Raw genomic sequence first — 22,247 nt, 5'->3', positions numbered from 1 at the left:
GTTGGCGATGGCCTTGCGCATCCTGCCCCTGCCGTCGCCGTGGGCGATGTGGAACCCCGATTGGATCGCCCTGTTCCTGATTTACTGGATTCTGGCGATACCGGAGCGGGTGGGCGTGGGCACGGCCTGGCTGACGGGGCTGTTCGCCGACGTGCTGACCGGGCGGATGCTGGGCCAGCACGCCCTGGCCTATTCGGTCATCGCCTATCTGATTCTCCGCTGGTATCGCCGCCTGCGGCTGTATCCCTTGCCGCAGCAATCCCTGTGGGTGCTGCTGTTCCTGTTCATCAGCCAATTGCTGGTGCTGTGGACCCAGAACGTCAAGGACGCCGACGCCATGGGCTGGACTTATTGGCTGCCATCCCTGAGCGGCGCCCTGGCGTGGCCCCCGGTGCTGGTGATCCTGCGGCGGCTGCGGCGCGGCCATCACATCTTTTGATGCCGGGAAACGCGGTGGCGAACACATTCGAATCATGGAGCGACCGTAGGTCGGGCATGTATTCCCATGCCCGACTTCCAGGGGTGAGTCGCGGCGTCGGGCATGAGTACATGCCCGACCTACGGCTGTAGGATGGCGGTTCAACCCCCGTGAGCCGCAATTTCACCTTCAAGGACAACTTCTTCCAGGAAAACCGGCTGTTCCTGAACCGCGTGGTCGCCAGCGTCATCTTCATGCTGGTGGCGACGCTGGCGCTGGTGGTCCGGCTGGTTTATCTACAGGTCATGGGGCACGAGCTTTACACCAACCTGTCCCGCGACAACCAGGTCAAGATTTCCCCGCTGGCGCCCTCCCGTGGCTTGATCTTCGACCGCAACGGCGAGGTGCTGGCGGACAACATCGCCACCTACAGCCTGGAAGTCATCCCGGAAGAGGCGAAAGACTTGCCCGGCACGCTGAACGGGCTGCGCGAGTTGCTCAGCCTCACCGACGAGGACATCGCCCGTTTCCAGGCCCAGAAAAGCCAGCGCAAAAGCTTCGAGAGCGTGCCCCTCAAGCTGGAACTCAGCGAGGCGGAAATCGCCCGCTTCGCCGTGAAGATGCCCTGGTTCCCCGGCGTCGAAATCCGCAAGCGCTTGATGCGGACCTACCCCTACGGCTACCTGACCGCGCACGTCGTGGGCTACGTGGGCCGAATCAGCGAGTCCGAACTGCAATCCCTGGACCCGGCCCAATACCGGGGCACCTACCACATCGGCAAGAGCGGCGTCGAGAAAAGCTACGAAGCCGTGCTGCATGGCCGCACCGGCTACGCGGAATACGAGACCAATGTCTCGGGCCGCGCCATCCGGGAACTCGGCACCACGGACCCGCTGTCCGGGGCCGATCTTTATTTGTCGCTGGACATCCGCTTGCAGAAGATCGCCCTGGACGCCCTGGGCGAATACAGCGGCGCGGTGGTCGCCATCGACCCCCCCAGCGGCAAGGTGTTGGCCCTGGCGAGCAATCCCAGCTTCGATCCGAACCCGTTCATCCACGGCATCGGCAAGGAGGCCTACGACGTCCTACAGAAAGCCCTGGAGAAGCCGCTCTACGACCGCGCCCTGCGGGGCATTTATCCGCCCGGCTCCACGGTCAAGCCGTTCGTGGCCCTGGCGGGGATGGAAACCATCAAGCTCACCGCCGACCAGCGGGTGTACTGCCCCGGCTATTATCGCCTGCCCGGTTCCGAGCATAAATTCCGCGACTGGCGAAAGGGTGGGCATGGCACCACCGACATGCACCTCGCCATCGTCCAATCCTGCGACGTGTATTTCTACGACCTCGCCCACCGCATCGGCATCGACCGCCTGCAAGAGTACATGGCGAAGTTCGGCTTCGGGCAGCGCACCGGCATCGACCTCGAAGGCGAGAAATCCGGGCTGTTCCCCAATCAAGAATGGAAACGCAAGCGCCGCAAAACCCCTTGGCAACCGGGCGAAACCCTCATCGCGGGCATCGGCCAAGGCTCGGTGCAGGCCACGCCGCTGCAACTGGCCCGCGCCGTCGCCATGCTGGCGAACCATGGCCGCAATGTGGAGCCGCGTTTGGTCAGCAGCCTCAAGGCGGCTTACGAGGTGGAGAATCCTTACCCGCGCCAGGGCGACGAGCCGCTGGGCAAGCTCGACGACCGGCGCTGGCAGGCCGTCGTGAACGCCATGATCGACGTGGTCCACAGCCAGAAGGGCACGGCCAAGGGAATCGCGCCGGGGCTGCGCTATCACATCGCGGGCAAGACCGGCACGGCCCAGGTGTTCACGGTCGGGCAGGGCCAGGAATACAGCAAGATGAACATCAAGAAATCCATGCGCGACCACGCCTGGTTCGTGGGCTTCGCCCCGGCGGAGGAGCCGCGCATCGCCGTCGTGGTCATCGCCGAGCATGGCGGACACGGCGGCTCGGTGGCCGCGCCCATCGCCCGCGCCTTGATGAATCAGTACCTCAAGGATCGGCCTTAAGCGCCGCCGCGCCCTGCTGGGTTGGCCGGTGGCCCTGGCCGTTGATGTGGCGGATTTCACTCAATTGCTCGCCGCTCAGTTCATACGCCTGCCCGAAGCCCCGCACATACACCGCCGTCTCCGGCACCAGCCGGAACAATTGGAAATCCGCCAAGCCTTTCAGCATCTCCATGAACTTGCCGTGTTTTGCCACGAAGCGGTCCATCGCTTCATGCCAAGCGGGCGTGTCGCGAGGCATCCATTCCGCCCGGCAATCGCAGGTCAATCGCTGGCGGGCGAATAGGTGATTGGCTTGGCTCTCGTCCTCGATGAACAGGACGCTGGCCCTATCCCGCGCCCGCAGATGGCCCGTGTGGGCGGCCAGTTCGCTGATGTAGATGTGGAAGCGCCCCCACTCGTCGGCGACATGCACCGCGTAGCTGGCGTAGGGCCGGCCCGCCGCGTCGGCGGTCGCCAGCATGAGTGAATTGAAAGCCCGGTGGAACGCACGGGCTTCGGGCAGGACTTCTTCGAGGGTTGGTTTAGGCGTGTTGGTCATGGTTTCCTCGTGGCGCGGTTTCTTTAAGGTGATTTCCGAAAATGCTTGTCACCGTTGATCTGGATGTAGGATGGGTAGAGCGTACTCGCGAAACCCATCGAGCCGGACCCAGGGTGATGGGTTTCGCTCCGCTCTACCCATCCTACAGGTATGTCTTTTCATGGAAATCGCCTAAAACGATCAGTATTTGATTTACTCGATAACCTTGACGGCCCCACTCGGACAATATTTCTCCGCCGCCCGCGCCTTCGCGATTAATTCTTCCGGCGGGTTATCATCCAGCACCGTGAGTTTCCCAGTTTCATCGACATGGAATATCTCCGGCGCTTCCGACATGCAATTCGCGTGGCCCTTGCATAAATCCCAATCGACAGCGATTCGGAACTTCCCGCTAACGGCCTCGATTACCCCGTTTTCGGCGCCAGATTGAACCATCTCCAAATCACGGGCCTGCCGCCGCCGGTAACGAATCGGGCACGGCGAACCGGGTTCCACCACCATTTTCGTATAATCGTCCCGATAGCTCTCCGCCGGGTTGACCAATTCAAATTCATACTCCCGCAGCAGCACGCAGAAAATGGCTTTTAGCTGAAATAAAGCAAAGGCGTTGCCGGAACATTTATGCCGCCCGCCGCCGAAGGCTTGCCAGCCATATTGGTTTTTATCCTCGGCCCGTTCGGAAGAATAACGGTCGGGATCGAATTTCTCAGGATCGGTGAATAATTCGGGGATTCTGTGGGAAACCGACGGCGCGGCGCAGACGAATTTTCCCGCCTTGATGACATAATCCTTGACGTGAAAATCCTTCATCACTTTCCGCATCAACAGAATCAACGGCGGATGCAGGCGCAATACTTCCTTGATGACATTTTCAAGCCGGGGTATTTGCCGCAATGATTCGAAGGTGACTTTCCCATCGGTGCCGAATAACTCGTCCAATTCCGCGACGACTTTTCGCAGTTCCTCGGGGTTTCTCAATAACTCGATCAATACCCAGGCGGCGGTGCCGGAGCTGGTGTGGTGCCCGGCGAACACGGCGGCGGTGAGCATCCCGGTGATTTCGTGGGAGCTGAGCTTGCTGCCGTCCTCGTAGCTGGCGTCGATGAGCATTTGGAAGACGTTGGTGCTTTTCTCGGCGGATTGGGCACGCTTCGCCATGATTTGCTCGACCATGCCGTGCAGCTTGATCCGCGCCCGGTCGCGGCGCTTGAACGCGGGCAAGGGCAGGTTGGGGAACACGTAGGCGATGGGTTGCAGGCTGCGTTCCAGGTCGTGGTAGACCTCGGCGAATTCGGCGCTGAGTTCGTGGCGGAATTCGGAGCCGAGCAAGCAATGGCTGGCGGTGTAGATGGTCAGTTCCTTGGTGAATTCCAGCAGATCGACCTGCCCCGCCTCGCCCCAATCCTTCACCATGCCTAGCACCTCGCCGACGATCACGTCGGAATAGGTCCGCATGGGCTTATCCCGCAGGGCCGGCATGAGCATTTGCAATTGCTGGTTCTTTTTGGGGATGGGCGCGTCGAACACCACGCCCTTGCCGAAAATCGGCGTCATCAGCTTGTAGGCGGGTGCCTGGTCCAGCACGTCGTCGGGGGCGCGGTAGAAGGCTTCGCTGGCCTCGGGTCCGGTCAACAACACCATGTTTTGGTGGAAGAATTTGAACTCGGCCACATCGCCGAGTTGCTGCCGCAGCCGCATCATGAAGGCGTGGGGGTTCTTGCCGAACTGCGGGATATGTCCGACCAGGGGAAGCCCGCCGGGGAGTTTCGGCGGCTCTTTGTAATTATCGTGACCCATTGATTTGCTCCAATACCGGGCGAAAGTGGCTGCGGGGAAAAAGGGAAGGATGGTATCATCGCGGCGTGATTTGCGCCCACATCGCATGTTGTTTTTCGTCAATATTATTAACTATCCCTATCATTGAATTTAGGAATATTTCATGTCCGAATATAACCGCGCCGAACTAGAAGAAATGGTATCCCGCTGGCTGGCGGCGAATAAGCAATCGGAGCAGGAAGGGGATTGGATTAAGAATCTCGGTGCCATGTATACCGAGGACGCGGAATATAGCTGGAATATGGGGCCGAATCGGGAATTCATCGCCAAGGGTAGAAAAGAAATCGAAGAATGGGCGCTGGGCGTCCACATGGAAGGCTTCGAGAAATGGCGCTACCCCTACGAGAAAATCCTCATCGACGAGAAGCAGGGCGAGGTCATCGGGATATGGCGGCAAGTCGCGCCGGTCAAGCGGGCCGATGGCAGCGATTACGAGGTGGCCGGCGTGGGCGGCTCGTGGTTTCGCTATGGCGGGAATTATCAGTGGTGCTGGCAGCGGGACTTTTTCGACCTGGGCAACGTGAAGGCCATGTTCATGGAGCTGGCGGCGGACGGCAAGCTGGAAGCCCCCGTTAAACAGCGCTTGAGCAAACTGGCGAAAGGCCAGGCTTTGCCGGGCGTGTATCCCATTGCGGACAGCCCCAGCCTCGCCAGGCGGGCACAGGGCATTTTGTCCATGATACGCATCGCGCTGTTCGGAGCCTGAAACGTTCTGACTCGTAACCTTATGGTTTAATTGGGAAAAACTGGACGGCTGGACGGCTTTCCCGCACAATGACCGCGCTTCGCTGGGTGGCCCCCGGGCCTCATGGAACTTTGAACCGGGCTTGCCTCGCTCTTTTCATCATGGCTTTGCGCCGCCCCGCGAGTGGCCGAAGCCAACCACCTCAAGAACAAAAATAGCTTGATACATCAACACGACGCTTTCTCGGGCAAGGATGCCGGTTCGGAAGCCCCCCCCGTATCCCGCCTCACCGAATCGGCCCGCCGCGCCCTGCGCCGCTTGCTGGCCGTGCAAAAGCCGGGCGGCGACTGGGAAGGCGAAATGGTCTGGTGCGTCATGATTTTGGCCCAGGCGGTGATCGTCCGCACCGTGGTCGGGGCACCCTATTCAGCGGCAGAGCGGGCGGACATCATCCGGCATTTCAAGTATTACCAAAGCGCCGACGGCTCTTGGGGAATGCACTCCGAATCGCCCGGCTATGTGTTCTTCACGACGCTGGCCTACGTGGCGTTGCGCTTTTTGGGCGAACCCGCCGACGCCGCGATGCCGACCCAAGCCCGCGCCTGGCTCGACGCCCAGCCCGGCGGCGTGAAGGGCATTCCCACCTGGGGCAAGTTCTGGCTGGCGATGCTGGGGCTGTACGAATACCAGGGGCTGAACTCCATCCCGCCCGAGTTGTTCATCCTGCCGGAATGGCTGCCGTTCCACCCGCGCCGCTTCTATTGCCACACCCGGCTGATTTATCTGGGGATTGCCTATCTGTTCGGCGTGCGGTTCGTCGCGACGCTGCCGCATGGCCTGCGCGATGAACTCCGCCGGGAGCTTTACCCAGAGCCTTACGAATCCATTAACTTCGCCGCCCTGCGCCACAGCCTCGCGCCCGGCGATGTGTACGTGCCCATCAGTCCGGTGCTGCGGGCCATCTATGACTTGCTGGCCGCTTACGAGCGATCCCCCCTCGCGGGTCCGCGCCGCAAAGGGCTGGCCGCCTGTTTCGAGCGCATCGTTTACGAGCAGCAGGCCACCCGCTATCAGGGCGTTTCCCCGGTCAACGGCTTGCTGAATTGCCTCGCGATTTTCGCCCACGACCAGAACCACCCGGAATTAAAGCCCAGCCTGGAAGGCGCGGAAGCCTGGCGCTGGACCGACGATGAGGAAGGCATCCGCTACGTGGGCGCCCGCTCCAACACCTGGGACACCGCCTTTGCCCTGCAAGCCCTGGCGGAAGCGCCGGACGTGGTGGACGATGCGCCGCCAGCCGTGGCAAACGCCCACGGCTTTTTGGAACGGGTGCAGGCCACCGAGGAATTGCCCGATTATCAGGCCGCGTGGCGGGATAGGTCCGTGGGTGGCTGGTGTTTCTCCGACGGGCAGCACCGCTGGCCGGTCAGCGATTGCACCGCCGAAGCCTTGAGCGCCCTGCTCCTCCTCTACGAGCGCCCCGACGATTTTCCCATCGCCCAACCCTTCCCGGCGGAACGCCTGCAATCCGCCGTGCGTTTCATCCTGTCGCGGCGGAACGCCGATGGCGGTTTCGGCACCTACGAGCGGCGTCGGGCGGGCAAGCTGCTGGAAATGATTAACCCCTCGGAAATGTTCGGCCAGTGCATGACCGAGCTTTCCTATCTTGAATGCACCGCCTCGTCTCTGGCGGCGCTCAGCCATTACCGGAAGCACCATCCCGACTTCACTGGCGGCGAGATCGGCACCGCGATCACCCAAGCCATCGCCCTGCTGCGCCAAGCCCAATTGGCCGACGGCTCCTGGCCGGGCTTCTGGGGCATCAATTACACCTACGCGATCTTCCATGTGGCGAAGGGGCTGCGGACGGCGGGCGTCCCGGCGGATGATCCGGCGCTGCAAGCCGCCGCCCGCTGGCTCATCGGCAAGCAACGGGCCGACGGCGGCTGGGGCGAGCATTATTCCAGTTGCTTGGTGGGCCACTACGTCGAGCATTCACAGAGTCAGCCGGTGATGACCGCTTGGGCGCTGCTGGCGCTTTTGGATATGGTGCCGCCCGACCATCCCGCCGTGGCGCGTGGGTTCGAATGGCTGATGGATCAACAACAGGCCGACGGCGATTGGCCGAAGCGGGCGGTGAACGGGGTTTTCTTCGGCGCCGCCATGCTGGATTATCGCCTGTACCACACGTATTTCCCGACGTGGGCGCTGGCCCGCTATGCGCGGCTGACGGGGGGCGTCCGTCAATAACCGGCATGGTGGGTTACGGCGCACAGCGAATCTTCAAAGAATTCGCAAGCCTTTCGCCGTGTGCGCCCAACCCACCCTACGAATGACTAGGTTTTCGCATACCCGCTGAGTGAATACGCTGTCCCCTAAAACGGTATTGGGGAACGCGGGATAGTTCGCCAGAATACCTATAATTTGGGAATCTCCGGGTTTCCTTGAAAACGGATAACCTCCCTCCAAAGGATGTTATCCGTCTGTTTTGCCCGAGGCTCCAAAAAATGGTATCGGGAATCCGCATGGGGTGGACATGTCCCCATGCCCACCAGAATACATGCCCGCCCAGTCATGGCTAGGCGGGCATAACAAAAGTCGGTGGGCATGGGGACGTGCCCACCCTAGCTTTATTTAGGTTTTGTATTTACATAACGATGACAAGGGGGATTTTTGAACGAGTTTATCAGCAACAACCTGACCGGCTTTGAGTATCCGGGGAATCCAGAGGAATCGACCATGCAAGAAAACAAGCTCAACACCGAGAACGTGGATGTCTTGGTCATCGGTGGCGGCATTGCCGGGGCGGCGGCGGCGGCGGCGCTGTCGCAACTGGGGATGCGGATTCTTATCGTCGAGCCGGGCAGCGCCCACGGCAGGCGCTTGGCGGGCGAGTTGGTCCACCCGCCCGGCATTGACGGCCTTTACCAGTTGGGTTTGCTGAATGAGGACGCGGGCCTGGGCGCGGCGGTCCAGGGCTTCGCGGTCTTCCCCTTCGGCCAGGAGCAAACCGACCCGGTGGTGCTGCCCTATGGCGAAATCCATGGCCGCCACCCCCACGGACTCGCCATCGAGCACAGCCTGTTGAAAAAGCGCCTGCTCGATACGGTCCAGGGGTTTGCGGGCGTCAGCGTGCGTATGGGCGCGCGGGTGGTGAGCATGGACGCCGAGCCGGGCCAGCCCTACGCCGCCGTGGTGCGGGATGAGAACGGCGAAACCAGCCGGATCGAGGCGCGGCTGATTCTGGGCGCCGATGGTCCCATGTCCCAGGTGCGGAAGATGACGGGCATTGCCCACGCCACCCAGCGCTATTCCGGGATGATGGGCGTGGAGGTGGACGACACGCGCCTGCCCAACAAGGGCTTCGGCAACATCTTCCTAAATCCGGCGGGCGTGTCCTATGCCTACGCCATCGGCGAGGGCCGGGCGCGGGTGATGTTCGAGGTGTTGAAGGGCGCCGATTCGGACGAGTCGATCCGCACCCACCTGCAAGCCTTCCCGGCGGATTTCAGGGCGGATGTCGAGGCGGAACTGGCGGCGGGCAAGCCCCTCGCCGCCGCCAATTACTGCATCGTCCCGGAGTTAAGCGTCAAGGCCAATCTGGCCCTGATCGGCGATGCGCGGGGCTGCTGCCATCCGCTCACCGCCTCCGGCATCACCGCCGCCGTGAAGGACGCCTTCGTGCTGCGGGACGCCCTGCGCGACAACCAGCTCGACGTGCCCGCCGCCCTGCGCCAATACGCCCGCGTCTGTGGCCGCTTGCAATTGACCCGCCGCACCCTGGCGGAAGAACTGCGGGAAGCCTTCCTGGCCGAGACGCCGGAAGCCCTGCTGCTCAGCCAATGCATCTTCTCCTACTGGCGTTCCAGCCCGGTCGGGCGGCAGCGCTCCATGGCGCTGTTGTCCACGCTGGATAGCAGCATTCTGTCCCTCGCCACCCAATATCTGGTGGTGGCCTCCCACGCCCTGCGCCTGTTGCCGACTTGGATCAAGAGCCATGGGCTGAATGTCTGGGGACGGGGCGTCCTCATGTTCCTGTCCAAGAGCTTCGCGTTCCAGCGGGCGGCGCTCGTGCAACGGCTGGGCTAAGCCGCCGCCTGATTGATGGCCGCGCTTGAACCCCTGCGTCGGCGGGGATTCGGGTGCGGCTTTTCTGTTTCCTGATTAGCCATGAAGTTCAGCCAACGCGGGGGCGGGAGCGCAAGGCCTGCCTTGCGCCTTACCTGGCGGGGCTGAAAATTTCTCCTCACTTCCGGTGCGCCGCGAAGATGCAAGGTAAAAGTTGCCTTGTATTCCGGGATTTGGCTAGCTCTAATGGCTGTGTGGCGAGCCGGTTACTTCGCGCCAAACAACAACCATAAAGTGAGAAACCCCATGAACACACGCCTGACTCCCCTCACAGCGGCCCTGCTGCTGACCGGCGCCTTCCCCTTATCCGCCCAGGCGATCACGGCGCCTGTCATCGCCGACGCTCACCTTGCCCCCGGCAATGTCGGCAGCTCGCCCACCATCAGCATCGGCCCCGCCGCCAAAGGGTTATTGCGCTTCGACCTGTCCGCCCTGCCCATCAACACCCTCCCCAGCGACATCACCCGCGCCACGCTGGTGTTCTTCACCAAGAGCGTCCCCGCCACGGGTCAACTGAGAATCCGGGCCATCGACGCCGCCACGCCCTGGAGCGAGGCCACCGCCACCGCCGCTACCCCACTCGCCTTCACCGGGACGCCCGCCACCAGCGGCACGATTGCGAAGGCCAACACTTATTACTTGGTGGATGTGACCACCCTGGCGCAAAGCGCCTTCAATCCGGCGGGAGCCACCCTCGAACTAGCCCTAGACCCCGCCCCGGACACGCCCACCGCCGCGCTCAGCTTCGACAGCAAGGAGTCCATCCAAACCAGCCATCCCGCCTATCTGGACATCCAGTTGGCGGGCAGCGCGGTCAATTTCACTGGCGCACTGAGCGGCGACATCACCGGCAGCCAAGGGGCCACCGTAGTGACTCAGGTGGGCGGCTCCAGCGCCGCCAATATTCACGCCGCCGAGCAGGCCGTCACTGCCGCCACCGCCACCAACACGCCGCACACGCTGGTCAAGCGCGACGCGAGCGGTAGCTTCGCGGCGGAGACGGGCAGCTTTATCAGCCTGAAAGTGCTTGGTGGTAGCCCCACCTTGGGCAGAGTGCTGACCTCCGACGCGGATGGCACCGCCAGTTGGCAACTTCCCGCCAGCAACGGCTGGAGCCTCATCGGTAACGCCAGCGACGCCAGCCAGTTCATCGGCACCACCGACAACCTTAACCCGCTGGCCATCAAGGTCAACAACGAAGCGGCTCTGCGCTTCACCCACGACGGCGTGGCCGGAGACCCGCCCAACCTGATCGGCGGTCATGCGGGGAATACCGTCACGAGCGGGGCGAAGGGCGCGGTCATCGGCGGTGGCGGCTTATTGGTCGGGAGTAACAACGCTACCAACCTCGTCACGGATGATTTCGGCACGGTGGGCGGCGGCCTGCACAACCGGGCGGGCGACCACGGCGGAACCACGACCGATAGCACCTACAGCACCGTCGCGGGCGGGACGGACAACACCGCCAGCGGCAGGGCAAGCACCGTTGCGGGCGGGGCCGACAACACCGCCAGCGGCTTCTTGAGTACCGTGCCGGGCGGGTCCAACAACATCGCCAGCGGCTTCGGCAGCTTCGCCGCCGGCCAGCAAGCTCGGGCGGAACATCAGGCCGCGTTCGTGTGGGCGGATGGTTCCGGCGACCCGTTCGCCTCCACCGCCGACCATGAATTCTCGGTGCGCGCCAGCGGCGGGGTGCGGCTGGTGACGCCCTCTTTGAATCTGCCCACGGCGGGCAACCCCGGTGCGGGCAAGGTGTTGACCTCCGACGCCGCCGGCAAGGGCACTTGGCAGGCCCCGGCCAGCGGCATCGCCTCGGTGACCGCCAGCGCTCCGCTGTCGGTCGCCAACGGCACCACCGCCCCGGCCATCAGCTTGGGCACCGTGCCGGTCGCCAACGGCGGCACCGGCGCCACCAGCCTGACGGGCTATCTGGTCGGCACCGGCACCGGGCCGGTCACGGCTTCGGCGACCATCCCCGCCACGGACATCGGCGGCACCCTAACCGACGCCCAGGTGGCGGACAGTCTGACCCTCGGCGGCGGCAGCATCGACGCCACGCCCATCGGCGGCACCACCCCGGCGGCGGGCGCCTTCACCACCCTGAAGGTGACCGGCGGCGACCCCGCTGCGGGCAAGGTGCTCACCTCCGACGCTTCCGGCAACGCCACCTGGCAACCCGCCGCCGACGGCTGGGGCCTGGCCGGCAACGCCAGCGGCCCGGCCGCTTTCATCGGCACCACCGACAACAGCCATCCGTTGGTCATCAAGGTCAACAACGAGTCGGCCCTGCGGTTCGCCCATGACGGTGTGGCCGGGGACGCGCCCAACCTCGTCGGCGGATACTCCGGGAACAACGCTCCGCCAGCGGTGAGGGGCGCTTTCATCGGTGGCGGCGGCTTGGCCGGTTTAGCCAATCTCGTCACGGACGACTTCGGCGCAGTGGGCGGCGGCAGCGGCAACCGGGCGGGCGACAACGGCGGAACCACGACGGATAGGAACCACGCCACGGTCGCGGGCGGATTCGGCAACACCGCCAGCGACACCATGAGCACGGTCGGAGGCGGGTACCACAACACCGCCGACGGAACCTACAGCGTCGTGGCGGGCGGCGACACCAACACCGCCAGCGGTGCCGCCAGCATGGTGGCGGGCGGGACTCAAAACACCGCCAGCGGCACTTGGAGCTTCGCCGCCGGGCAGCAAGCCCAGGCGCAACACGACGGCGCGTTCGTGTGGGCGGATGGTTCCGGCGGCCCGTTCGCCTCCACCGCCGCCAATGAGTTCTCGGTGCGCGCCAGCGGCGGGGTGCGGCTGGTGACGCCCTCCCTGAGCCTGCCCGGCACGGGCACCCCCGGCGCGGGCAAGGTGCTGACCTCCGACGCCGCCGGCAACGGCACCTGGCAGGCTCCCGCTACCGGCATCGCCTCGGTGACCGCCAGCGCCCCGCTGACGGTCGCCAACGGCACCACCGCCCCGGCCCTCGGCCTGGGCACGGTGCCGGTCGCCAACGGCGGCACCGGCGCCACCAGCCTGACCGGCTATCTGGTCGGCACCGGCACCGGGCCGGTCCTGGCCAGAGACACGATCCCCGCCGCCGACATCTTTGGCACCCTGAGCGACACCCAGATAGCGAATAACCTAACCCTTTTCGGTGGCTTAATTGATGGCACGCCCATCGGCAGCTTCACGCCTGCGGCGGGTAGTTTCTCAAGTTTAAGGCTGATCAGCGGCTTCCCCAGCGCGGGCCAGGTGCTGACCTCCGACGCAAGCGGCAACGCCACCTGGCAAGCCGCCAGCGGCTGGAGCCTGGCCGGCAACGCCAGCGGCCCCGCCGCCTTCATCGGCACCACCGACAATGCCCATCCGCTGGTCCTCAAGATCGATAACGAGACGGTCTTGCGGTTCGCCCATGACGGTGTGGCCGGGGACGCGCCCAATCTCATCGGCGGGCATGCCGGGAACACCGTCGTCGCCGGGGTGAGGGGCGCCGTCGTCGGGGGCGGCGGCCTGACCAACGCATTCAATCTCGTCACGGACGACTTCGGCGCGGTGGGCGGCGGCAGCGGCAACCGGGCGGGCGACAACGGCGGAACCACGACGGATAGGAACCACGCCACGGTCGCGGGCGGACTCGGCAACACCGCCAGCGGCGCCACGAGCACGGTCGGGGGCGGGCACCACAACACCGCCAGCGGCATGCGGAGCTTCGCCGCCGGACGGCAGGCCCAAGCACAGCACAGCAGCGCCTTCGTATGGGCGGATAATGCCGGGGAATGGTTCGCCTCCACCGCCGCCAATGAGTTCTCGGTGCGGGCCAGCGGCGGGGTGCGGCTGGTGACGCCCTTCCTGAGCCTGCCCAACGCGGGCACCCCCGGCGCGGGCAGGGTGCTGACATCCGACGCAAGCGGCAACGGCACCTGGCAAGCCAACAGCGCTTGGAGCCTGGCCGGCAACGCCAGCAATGCCGCTCAGTTCATCGGCACCACCGACAACCTTAACCCGCTGGTCGTCAAGGTCAACAACGAGCCGGTCTTGCGATTTACCCACGACGGGGTGGCTGGGGACGCGCCCAACCTCATCGGCGGGCATGCCGGGAACACCGTCGTCGCTGGGGTCAAGGGCGCCGTCGTCGGGGGCGGTGGCCGGTCCGACAGCATCAACCGTATCACGGACGATTTCGGCACGGTGGGCGGCGGCAGCGGCAACCGGGCGGGCGACAACGGCGGAACCACGGCGGATAGGAACAACGCCACGGTCGCGGGCGGAGCCGATAACACCGCCAGCGGACGGGAAAGCACGGTCGCGGGCGGGTACCACAACACCGCCAGCGGAGATAAAAGCACGGTCGCGGGCGGAGTCATCAACACTGCCAGCGGAATCAACAGCGTTGTGGTGGGGGGGGTTAACAACGCCGCCAGCGGGGACACCAGCGTTGTGGCAGGTGGGAGTAACAACACCGCTAGCGGTAACAGCAGCATCGTCGCGGGCGGCTCGTCCAACACCGCCAGCGGCGTTTGGAGCTTCGCTGCCGGATTCCAGGCCCAGGCGCAGCACAACGGCGCGTTCGTGTGGGCAGATACCGACGACATCGCGTTCAGCTCCACCGCCGCCAATGAGTTCTCGGTGCGAGCGACCGGCGGGGTGCGACTGGTCACCGCCATAGATGGCATCTCCGGGATTCCCACCGCTGGCGTCCAGCTAAGCGCCGGCTCCGGCACCTGGACATCCCTCAGCGACCGCAACGCCAAGGAGAACCTCGCCCCGGTGGATGGCCGGCAAGTGCTGGAAAAAGTCGCCGCCCTGCCCATGCAGACCTGGAACTACAAGACCCAGGCGGACGACATCCGCCACATCGGCCCCATGGCCCAGGACTTCCGCGCCGCCTTCCAGTTGGGCGAGAACGACAAAACCATCGCCACCGTGGACGCCGACGGCGTGGCCCTGGCGGCGATTCAGGGCTTGTACAAGCTGGTGGAGGAGCAGCGCAAGCTGGCCGAGGAACAACGCCGGTTGATCCAGTCGCAACGGGACGAAATCGCCGCGATGCGGAGGGAAAACCAGCGGGTGGCCGAGCGCTTGCAGCGGGTGGAGGCGCAGTTCCTTTATACGGCGCGGTGAATATCTGTCAGGGTAGGCGTGGGCCTTTAAAGCTGTCGCGGGCGGATCAAGCGTGAACGGTGGGAGTGGGCTTCAGCCCACGAAGCGGCAAGGCTGTCGCGGGCTGAAGCCCGCTCCCACGATCCCGCCCACATTCCCACCAAGCTCACCCGCCGGTCGCGTTCATGTGCCGGAAAATGACCGGCTGGGCCTTAATGTCGAAATGATGGCGCTCCGGCTTGAGGGCCATGGCTTCGACGATGGCCTGCTGGAGCTTGCCCGTGTCGTCGGGATTGGCCCTAAGCACCCGCTTTAAATCCACGGAATGCTCGTTGCCCAGGCACAGCAGCAAGCGGCCCTCGGCGGTGACGCGGACCCGGTTGCAGGTGCCGCAGAAATTGTGGCTGTGGGGCGAAATGAAGCCGACCCGCGTATCGGTGCCCGCCACCCGGAAATAACGGGACGGCCCGCCGGTGGATTCGGTGCTGGGGAGCAAATCGAAATGCTGCTCCAAGTCCCGGCGGATGGCGTCGCTGGAATAATATTGCTCGGCCCGGTCGTGGTCGCCCACCAGCCCCAAGGGCATTTCCTCGATGAAGCTGATGTCGATCTTCTTGGCCGTCGCGTAGGCCACCAAGTCGGCCACTTCGTCGTGATTGCGGTTCTTCAACACCACGGCGTTCAGCTTGATCCGCTCGAACCCCGCCGCCAGCGCCGCGTCGATTCCCCGCAACACCTGCCCCAAGTCGCCGATCCGGGTCATCCGCCGGAACCGGCCCGCGTCCAGTGAATCCAGGCTGATGTTGATCCGCTTGACCCCGGCGGCTTTGAGTTCGGCGGCGGTCTTTTCCAGTTGCGAGCCGTTGGTGGTCAGCACCAGCTCCCGCAAGCCTTGCAGCCCGCCGATTTGCCGCAGCAAATCCACGGCGCCCCGCCGCACCAGCGGCTCCCCGCCCGTGACGCGGATTTTGTCCACGCCCAGCTCGACGAAGGCGCGGGCGGTGGCGAAGATTTCTTCCAGCGTCAGGATTTGGGCGCGGGGCAGGAATTCCATGTCCTCGCTCATGCAGTACACGCAGCGGAAGTCGCAGCGGTCGGTGATGGACAGGCGGACATAGTTGACGCGCCGCCCGAAGCGGTCGATCAGGGAAGCGGAAGCGGTGTGGCTAGCGTTCATAGGGGGAGAGGATTTATGTCAATCGCTACCCGGATTCTCCCATGGGGGCGGCGAACATCCAAGCGTTTTGGTCGGGAATAGCATAGCCCCGCCACTCGGCGGCTTGGATGGCGTGCGGAACGGCGGGGTCAATTAAGCCATTCTGGTTCGGGAGTCCAAACTTTGGTTCGGACGAAGGCGTCAGCCTTTGGAGAGACGCCCAAACTGAAGCTTGGACTCCAGGCGCACACGCTGATTCACCATCCAAGGGTGTTGGTCGGGCTTTAGCCCGACGCCGGGGCAAACGGAGCGACAGGATCGGGCTAAAGCCCGGCCTACAGACTTCCGGCACCGCGCCCTCAAGGGGCTGGCGCTGGCTGGCCGGATATTTCCCCTACCTGCATTGTCGATTAATGTCTTTTGTGTTTCAGGAAAAGGTAATTATTCACCCCATGGCCTTCTTGTAGTTTCGTTCGGCGCGGTCGCAAACTAAAGTAAAATTACCCCTAGACGGCGCTTCCAAAAGACCGTGGGCGACATCAACCAATGAAATTCGCGCAGGTCTTATCCCGCCGACCTTGCCCCATTTCCCGTGCGACGCAATCCGAGTCATTACCACGAGGCAAGATAAATCCCAAGACAAACTTGTCTTTCCATTATGAGGTCTCCTGGGCGAGCCAGGCAGGCACCGCCCGCCGCCGAGACAGCATTCCAGAACATCACGACAAGACTGCACGGACATCCCGGAACGGCACCATGAGCAAGCTCCAACCCTTTTTCGAAGAAACCTCGGCCTTCGCCGAAGACAATGTCGGTTTTCTCGAAGACCTCTATGAACAATTCCTCCACGATCCCGAGTCCGTCGATGCCAGCTGGCGGGAAAAATTCCGCGCCATCGAACAGGACGCGGCCCTCGGCACCCAACTCGCGCCCGTCCTGGCAGCGCAGGCGGAAGCCCCGCTCGCCCGCAGCGATGCGGAGATCGAGGAGATTTTCCGCAAGCAAACGGCGGTCGATCAGCTTATCTACCAGTACCGCACCCGAGGCCATCAAGCCGCCGACAACAACCCCCTGAAGCTGGCACCGCCGCCAGCCCTCAAGGATTTGGACCCGGCCCATTACGGCCTGACCGCCACCGACCTCGACCGCGAGTTTTACATCGACATTCTGCAAAACTCGATGAAGCTCCCCTTAAGGGAAATCATCGCCCTGCTGCGGCAAACCTATTGCGGCAGTATCGGCGCGGAGTATATGCACATCGTCGATAGCGATATTAAGCAGTGGGTGCAGGATTGGCTGGAAAGCACCCTGACCAAGACTTTCCCGGACCCCGAAAAGAAGAAAGCGCTGCTGAAAGTCCTCACCGCCGCCGAGGGCATCGAGAAATACCTGCACCGCAAGTATGTGGGGCAGAAGCGCTTCTCCCTGGAGGGCGCGGAAACCTTGATTCCGCTGCTCGACGAACTGATCCAGCGGGCGGGCGAGCAGGGCACCAGCGAACTGGTGATTGGCATGGCGCACCGGGGCCGGTTGAACGTGCTGGTCAACATCCTCGGCAAGAAGCCCAGCGCCTTGTTCCAGGAATTCGAGGGCAACTACGAAAGCGCCTCGCCCTATGCCGGCACCGGCGACGTGAAGTACCACATGGGCTTCTCGTCGGACATCGAGACCTCCACTGGCCCCCTGCATTTGACCTTGGCGTTCAATCCTTCCCATTTGGAAATCATCAGCCCGGTGGTGGAAGGCTCCGTCCGCGCCCGCCAGGACCGCCGCAAAGGCAATGGCGAGGATGAAGTGCTGGCGGTGCTGGTCCACGGCGACGCGGCCTTCGCGGGCCAGGGCGTGGTCATGGAGACCCTGCAAATGGCCGAGACCCGCGCCTACACCACGGGCGGCACCATCCATATCGTGGTCAACAACCAGATCGGCTTCACCACCAGCAACCCCTTCGACGCCCGCTCGACGCTGTATTGCACCGACGTGGCGAACATGGTCCAGGCGCCGGTGTTCCATGTGAATTGCGACGACCCGGAAGCCGTGCTGTTCGTCACCCGGCTGGCCATCGACTACCGGATGAAGTTCAACCGGGACGTGGTCATCGACCTGATTTGCTACCGCCGCCACGGCCACAACGAGGCGGACGAACCCGCCGTGACCCAGCCGGTGATGTACCGCTACATCCGCCAGCATCCGCCCATCCGCAAGCTCTACGCCGACACGCTCATCGCGGAGGGCGTCATCACCCGCGAGGACGAGCAGCGCATGGAGGAGGACTACCAGAACGCCCTCAAGCGCAACGAGGTGGTGTCCCGCCCGGTGGTGTCGGAAACCAGCCATTACCCACGGACCAACTGGGAACCCTATCTCGGCAAGGAATGGACCGTCGCCTACGATTCGAGCGTGCCGGTCGAAACGGCGCGGGCGCTGGCGCTCCAGCTTCTGCGGGTGCCGGACAACTTCTCCCTGCATCCCCGCACCGCCGCGATTCTCGACAGCCGCCGCAAGATGGCGGAGGGCGAAATCCCCATGGACTGGGGCTTCGGCGAGAATCTGGCTTACGCCTCCCTGCTGGCGCAGGGCCACAACGTCCGGCTCAGCGGCCAGGACGTGGGACGCGGCACCTTCTTCCACCGCCACGCCGTGTTGCACGACCAGGAGGCCGGTTTCTCCTACGTGCCGCTGCAACATCTGCCGCAAGCCAAGGGCCGTTTGCACATCTACGACTCGCTGCTGTCGGAGGAGGGCGTGTTGGGTTTCGAATACGGCTACGCCAGTTCCGAGGCGGAAACGCTGGTGATTTGGGAGGCCCAATTCGGCGACTTCGCCAACAACGCCCAGGTGGTCATCGACCAGTTCATCGCGTCGGGCGAGACCAAATGGGGCCGCTTGTGCGGACTCACCATGCTGCTGCCCCATGGCTACGAAGGCCAGGGGCCGGAACATTCCTCCGCCCGGCTGGAACGCTATCTGCAACTCTGCGCCGAGCAGAACATTCAGGTCTGCGTGCCCACCACCCCGGCGCAGATTTTCCATCTGCTGCGGCGGCAGGCGGTGCGCCCGTATCGGAAGCCCCTCGTCATCATGAGTCCGAAAAGCCTGCTGCGGCACAAGCTGGCCGTGTCCCGGCTGGAAGACCTGAGCGACGGGCGGTTCCAGAACCTCATCGGCGAGATCGACCCCCACGACCCCGATAAAATCACCCGCGTCGTGCTGTGTTCCGGCAAGGTGTTCTACGACGTGGTGGAAACCCGCCGCAAGGAACACTTGGACCACGTCGCCATCCTCCGCATCGAGCAGCTTTATCCGTTCCCCTTCGAGGAATTCCGGCGGGAATTGTCCGCCTATCCGAATCTGCGGGAACTGGTCTGGTGCCAGGAGGAGCCGGAGAACCAGGGCGCGTGGCATCAAATCAAGCACCGCTTCCTGTCCCTGCTCGAAAAAGACATCACCCTCGGCTACGCTGGCAGGCCCATGTCCGCCGCGCCCGCCGTGGGCCAGTTCCACCGGCATCTCGAACAGCAAAAACAAGTCGTCCAGGACGCCCTGTTCGGCGCCGCGCCCCAACAACAATCCGTGAAGGTAGTCCATGCGCATCGAAGTCAAAGTGCCTGATTTGCCGGAATCCGTCAGCGACGCTACCCTGCTCGACTGGCACAAAAAACCCGGCGAGGCCGTGGGGAAGAACGAAAACTTGGTGGACCTTGAAACCGACAAGGTGGTCCTGGAAGTGCCGGTGCCGGAAAGCGGCATCTTGCAGGAGGTCCGCCGCAGCAAGGGGGATATCGTCACCAGCGGCGACTTGCTGGCCGTGATCGAGACCGAGGCCAAGCCCGCCGCCGTGGCGGAGTCCATTCCCGCCCCCGTGGCGGTGCCCGAGTTGGTTGCGACCGCCGCCCCCGAACCCGTTCAAGAGAGCGCCGAACAGGCCGAACCGGCCACCCAGCCGCTCGGTCAGCGGGCCGTGTTCAACCAATCCATCAGCCCGGCGGTACGGCGCTTATTGATGGAACATAATCTGGACCCAGCGGACATCCCCATCGCGGGCCGACTCACCAAGCAGGTGGTCACGGACTATCTGCAAAGCCGCCAGACCGCCGCTCCGGCACCGAGTCCCGCGCCCGCCGCCACGCCGGCCCGCCCGCAACCCGCCGCGACGCCGAAACCGGCATCTGCCTCAGCGGATAGCCGGGGCGAGCGCCGCGTGCCCATGACCCGGCTGCGCGCCCGCATCGCTGAACGGCTGATCGAGGCGCAACGCACCACGGCGACGCTCACCACCTTCAACGAGGTGAACCTGCAAAAGATTTTCGACCTGCGCAACCAGTACCGGGCCAAGTTCGAGAAGGACCACAAGGTCAAGCTGGGCTTCATGTCGTTCTTCGTGAAGGCGGCGGTGGAGGCGCTGAAGCGTTTCCCCGTCCTGAATGCCTCGCTGGAAGGCGACGCCATCGTTTACCACGATTACTATGACATCGGCATCGCCGTGTCGAGTGAACGCGGGCTGGTGGTGCCGGTGCTGCGCAATGCTGACGGACTGGGCTTTGGGGAGATCGAGAAGGCCATCAACGAATTCGGCCAGAAGGGCCGCGATGGCAAGCTGACCTTTGAGGAATTGAACGGCGGCACCTTCACCATCACCAATGGCGGTATTTTTGGTTCGATGCTTTCGACGCCGATTTTGAATCCGCCGCAGAGCGCCATCCTGGGGATGCATGCCATCAAGGAGCGGGCCGTGGTGGAGGATGGGCAGATCGTGATCCGCCCGATGATTTATCTGGCGCTGTCCTACGATCACCGGATTATTGACGGGCGGGAGGCTGTGTCTTGCCTCTTCACCATCAAGGAATTGCTGGAAGACCCGGTGCGGTTGTTGTTGGACGTTTGAGGTGAATTAGACCGACTCGGTTTTTGAAACCGAGTCGGTCCTTCGCTCACTCCCGCCGCCAAGTCGTCCCACCCGCCCCGTCCTCCAGCACAATCCCCTGCTCCTTCAACTCATTGCGAATCCGATCCGCCTCCGCCCAATTCTTATTCTTGCGGGCATCGAGCCGCTGCTGAATCAAGCTTTCAATCGCTTCCGCGCTGAGTCCGTCCGCTTCGGCGGAGACGCCGCCCTGCAAGAACTCTTCCGGGTCGGCCTGCAACAAGCCCAACACGCCGCCCAATTCCTTCAACACCGCCGCCAAAACAGCCGCTTCCGCCGGATTCGCCGACCGCGCCCGGTTCACCTCCCGCGCCAGATCGAACAGCACGGCGACGGCCTCGGGCGTATTGAAGTCGTCGTTCATGGCCGCGTCGAAGCGGTCGAAATAGCCTTTTACCCCCTCACCCCAACCCTCTCCCTGGGGGAGAGGGGGCAACACCAGTCCGCGCAACGCCGTGTACAACCGGGTCAACGCCGCGTTGGCCTCGTCCAGATTCTCATCGCAATAATTCAGCGGGCTGCGGTAATGGCTGTTGAGGATGAAAAACCGCACCGCTTCCGGGCGATAGCGGGCCAGGATTTCCCGCACCGTGAAGAAGTTGCCCAGCGACTTGGACATCTTCTCCTCGTTCACTCGCACGAAGCCGTTGTGCATCCACAGGTTCACGAACTTTTCCCCGGTCGCGCCTTCCGATTGGGCGATTTCGTTCTCGTGATGGGGGAATTGCAGGTCCATGCCGCCGCCGTGGATGTCGAAATGATTCCCCAGGCAGCACGTGGACATCGCCGAGCATTCGATATGCCAGCCGGGGCGCCCCTGGCCCCAGGGCGATTCCCAGTACGGCTCGCCGGGTTTCGCCATCTTCCACAGCACGAAATCCAGCGGGTCGCGCTTGGCCTCGTCAACGTTCACCCGCTCGCCGACGCGGAGTTCGTCCAGGTTCTTGCCAGACAATTGGCCGTAGTCCTCGAACTTCGACACGGCGTAGAACACGTCGCCATTGCCGCCCACATAGGCCAAACCCCGGTCGATAAGCGTCTGGATCATCGTCAGCATGTCGGCGATGGATTGGGTGGCACGCGGCTCGATGTCCGGCGGCAACACGCCCAGCGCCCGCTCGTCGGCGTGCATGGCGTCGATGAAGTGGCCCGTCAAAGCGCCGATGGATTCGCCATTCTCATTGGCCCGCCGGATGATCTTGTCGTCGATGTCGGTCACGTTACGGACGTAGGTGACTTCATACCCCGAGTGCCGCAGCCAGCGGGCCACCATGTCGAACACCACCATGACGCGGGCATGGCCCAAGTGGCAGTAGTCGTACACGGTCATGCCGCACACATACATGCGGGCCTTGCCCGGCTCAATCGGGGTGAAGGTTTCTTTCTGGCGGGTGAGGGTGTTGTGGATGGTCAGCATGGAATTACGGTGGAATAGTGTCGTGTTCAG

Annotated in this window: 12 protein-coding genes; 8 read left to right on the top strand and 4 right to left on the bottom strand. The window is 63.6% G+C overall.

Features of this window, described 5'->3' with window-relative positions:
- Together mreD and mrdA are read left to right on the top strand one after the other, a co-directional pair.
- The coding region (gene mreD, locus ACXWUF_RS04690) for a rod shape-determining protein MreD (RefSeq protein ID WP_458493503.1) at positions 1–439 on the top strand (439 nt) is incomplete at its 5' end.
- A 149-nt stretch (positions 440–588) separates the two neighbouring features.
- Positions 589–2,436 carry a penicillin-binding protein 2 gene (gene mrdA / locus ACXWUF_RS04685; protein ID WP_458493502.1) on the top strand — a complete coding sequence of 616 codons (1,848 nt, stop codon included), beginning with the start codon at positions 589–591 and terminating at the stop codon, positions 2,434–2,436.
- Here the strand turns inward: mrdA and ACXWUF_RS04680 are convergent.
- Entirely contained in the window at positions 2,420–2,974 is a 555-nt protein-coding gene (locus tag ACXWUF_RS04680; RefSeq protein ID WP_458493501.1) for a HugZ family pyridoxamine 5'-phosphate oxidase, read from the bottom strand. The two genes, mrdA and ACXWUF_RS04680, sit on opposite strands and share 17 nt — an antisense overlap.
- Before the next feature lie 192 nt (positions 2,975–3,166).
- Positions 3,167–4,771, bottom strand: a complete 1,605-nt coding sequence (locus ACXWUF_RS04675) for a cytochrome P450 (protein ID WP_458493500.1) — start codon at positions 4,769–4,771, stop codon at positions 3,167–3,169.
- 142 nt (positions 4,772–4,913) lie between these two features.
- Between ACXWUF_RS04675 and ACXWUF_RS04670 the strand changes: the two genes are divergently transcribed.
- From ACXWUF_RS04670 to ACXWUF_RS04655, 4 genes are all read left to right on the top strand, one after another.
- Positions 4,914–5,516, top strand: coding sequence for a nuclear transport factor 2 family protein (locus tag ACXWUF_RS04670; protein WP_458493499.1), 603 nt, complete (start codon positions 4,914–4,916; stop codon positions 5,514–5,516).
- Between the two features lie 162 nt (positions 5,517–5,678).
- Entirely contained in the window at positions 5,679–7,745 is a 2,067-nt protein-coding gene (locus tag ACXWUF_RS04665) for a 2,3-oxidosqualene cyclase (RefSeq protein WP_458493498.1), read from the top strand.
- Between the two features lie 423 nt (positions 7,746–8,168).
- Positions 8,169–9,584 (top strand): FAD-dependent oxidoreductase, encoded by a 1,416-nt coding sequence (locus ACXWUF_RS04660; RefSeq protein ID WP_458493497.1) that lies wholly within the window; start codon positions 8,169–8,171, stop codon positions 9,582–9,584.
- Positions 9,585–9,869: 285 nt separating this feature from the next.
- A complete protein-coding gene (locus ACXWUF_RS04655) occupies positions 9,870–14,741 on the top strand; it encodes a tail fiber domain-containing protein (protein WP_458493496.1) in 4,872 nt (1,623 codons plus the stop codon).
- Between the two features lie 145 nt (positions 14,742–14,886).
- Here ACXWUF_RS04655 and moaA read toward each other — a convergent pair whose 3' ends face one another.
- Entirely contained in the window at positions 14,887–15,897 is a 1,011-nt protein-coding gene (moaA, locus tag ACXWUF_RS04650; RefSeq protein ID WP_458493495.1) for a GTP 3',8-cyclase MoaA, read from the bottom strand.
- Between the two features lie 735 nt (positions 15,898–16,632).
- Between moaA and ACXWUF_RS04645 the strand changes: the two genes are divergently transcribed.
- The gene (locus tag ACXWUF_RS04645; RefSeq protein ID WP_458493494.1) at positions 16,633–19,488 is read left to right on the top strand and encodes a 2-oxoglutarate dehydrogenase E1 component; all 2,856 of its coding nucleotides are present in this window, start codon (positions 16,633–16,635) and stop codon (positions 19,486–19,488) included.
- Positions 19,463–20,761: a 2-oxoglutarate dehydrogenase complex dihydrolipoyllysine-residue succinyltransferase gene (gene odhB / locus ACXWUF_RS04640; protein WP_458493493.1), complete on the top strand. Its 1,299-nt coding sequence runs from the start codon at positions 19,463–19,465 to the stop codon at positions 20,759–20,761. The genes ACXWUF_RS04645 and odhB overlap by 26 nt, the downstream gene beginning before the upstream one ends.
- 46 nt (positions 20,762–20,807) lie before the next feature.
- On the opposite strand, the gene cysS is transcribed toward odhB, so the two are convergent.
- The gene (gene cysS, locus ACXWUF_RS04635) at positions 20,808–22,217 is read right to left on the bottom strand and encodes a cysteine--tRNA ligase (RefSeq protein WP_458493504.1); all 1,410 of its coding nucleotides are present in this window, start codon (positions 22,215–22,217) and stop codon (positions 20,808–20,810) included.
- Between the last annotated feature and the right edge of the window lie 30 nt (positions 22,218–22,247).

The sequence above is a fragment of the Methylomagnum sp. genome (assembly GCF_054333355.1).
Note: the sequence above shows the minus strand (reverse complement) of the source record. Positions and strands in the feature narration are given on the sequence as shown.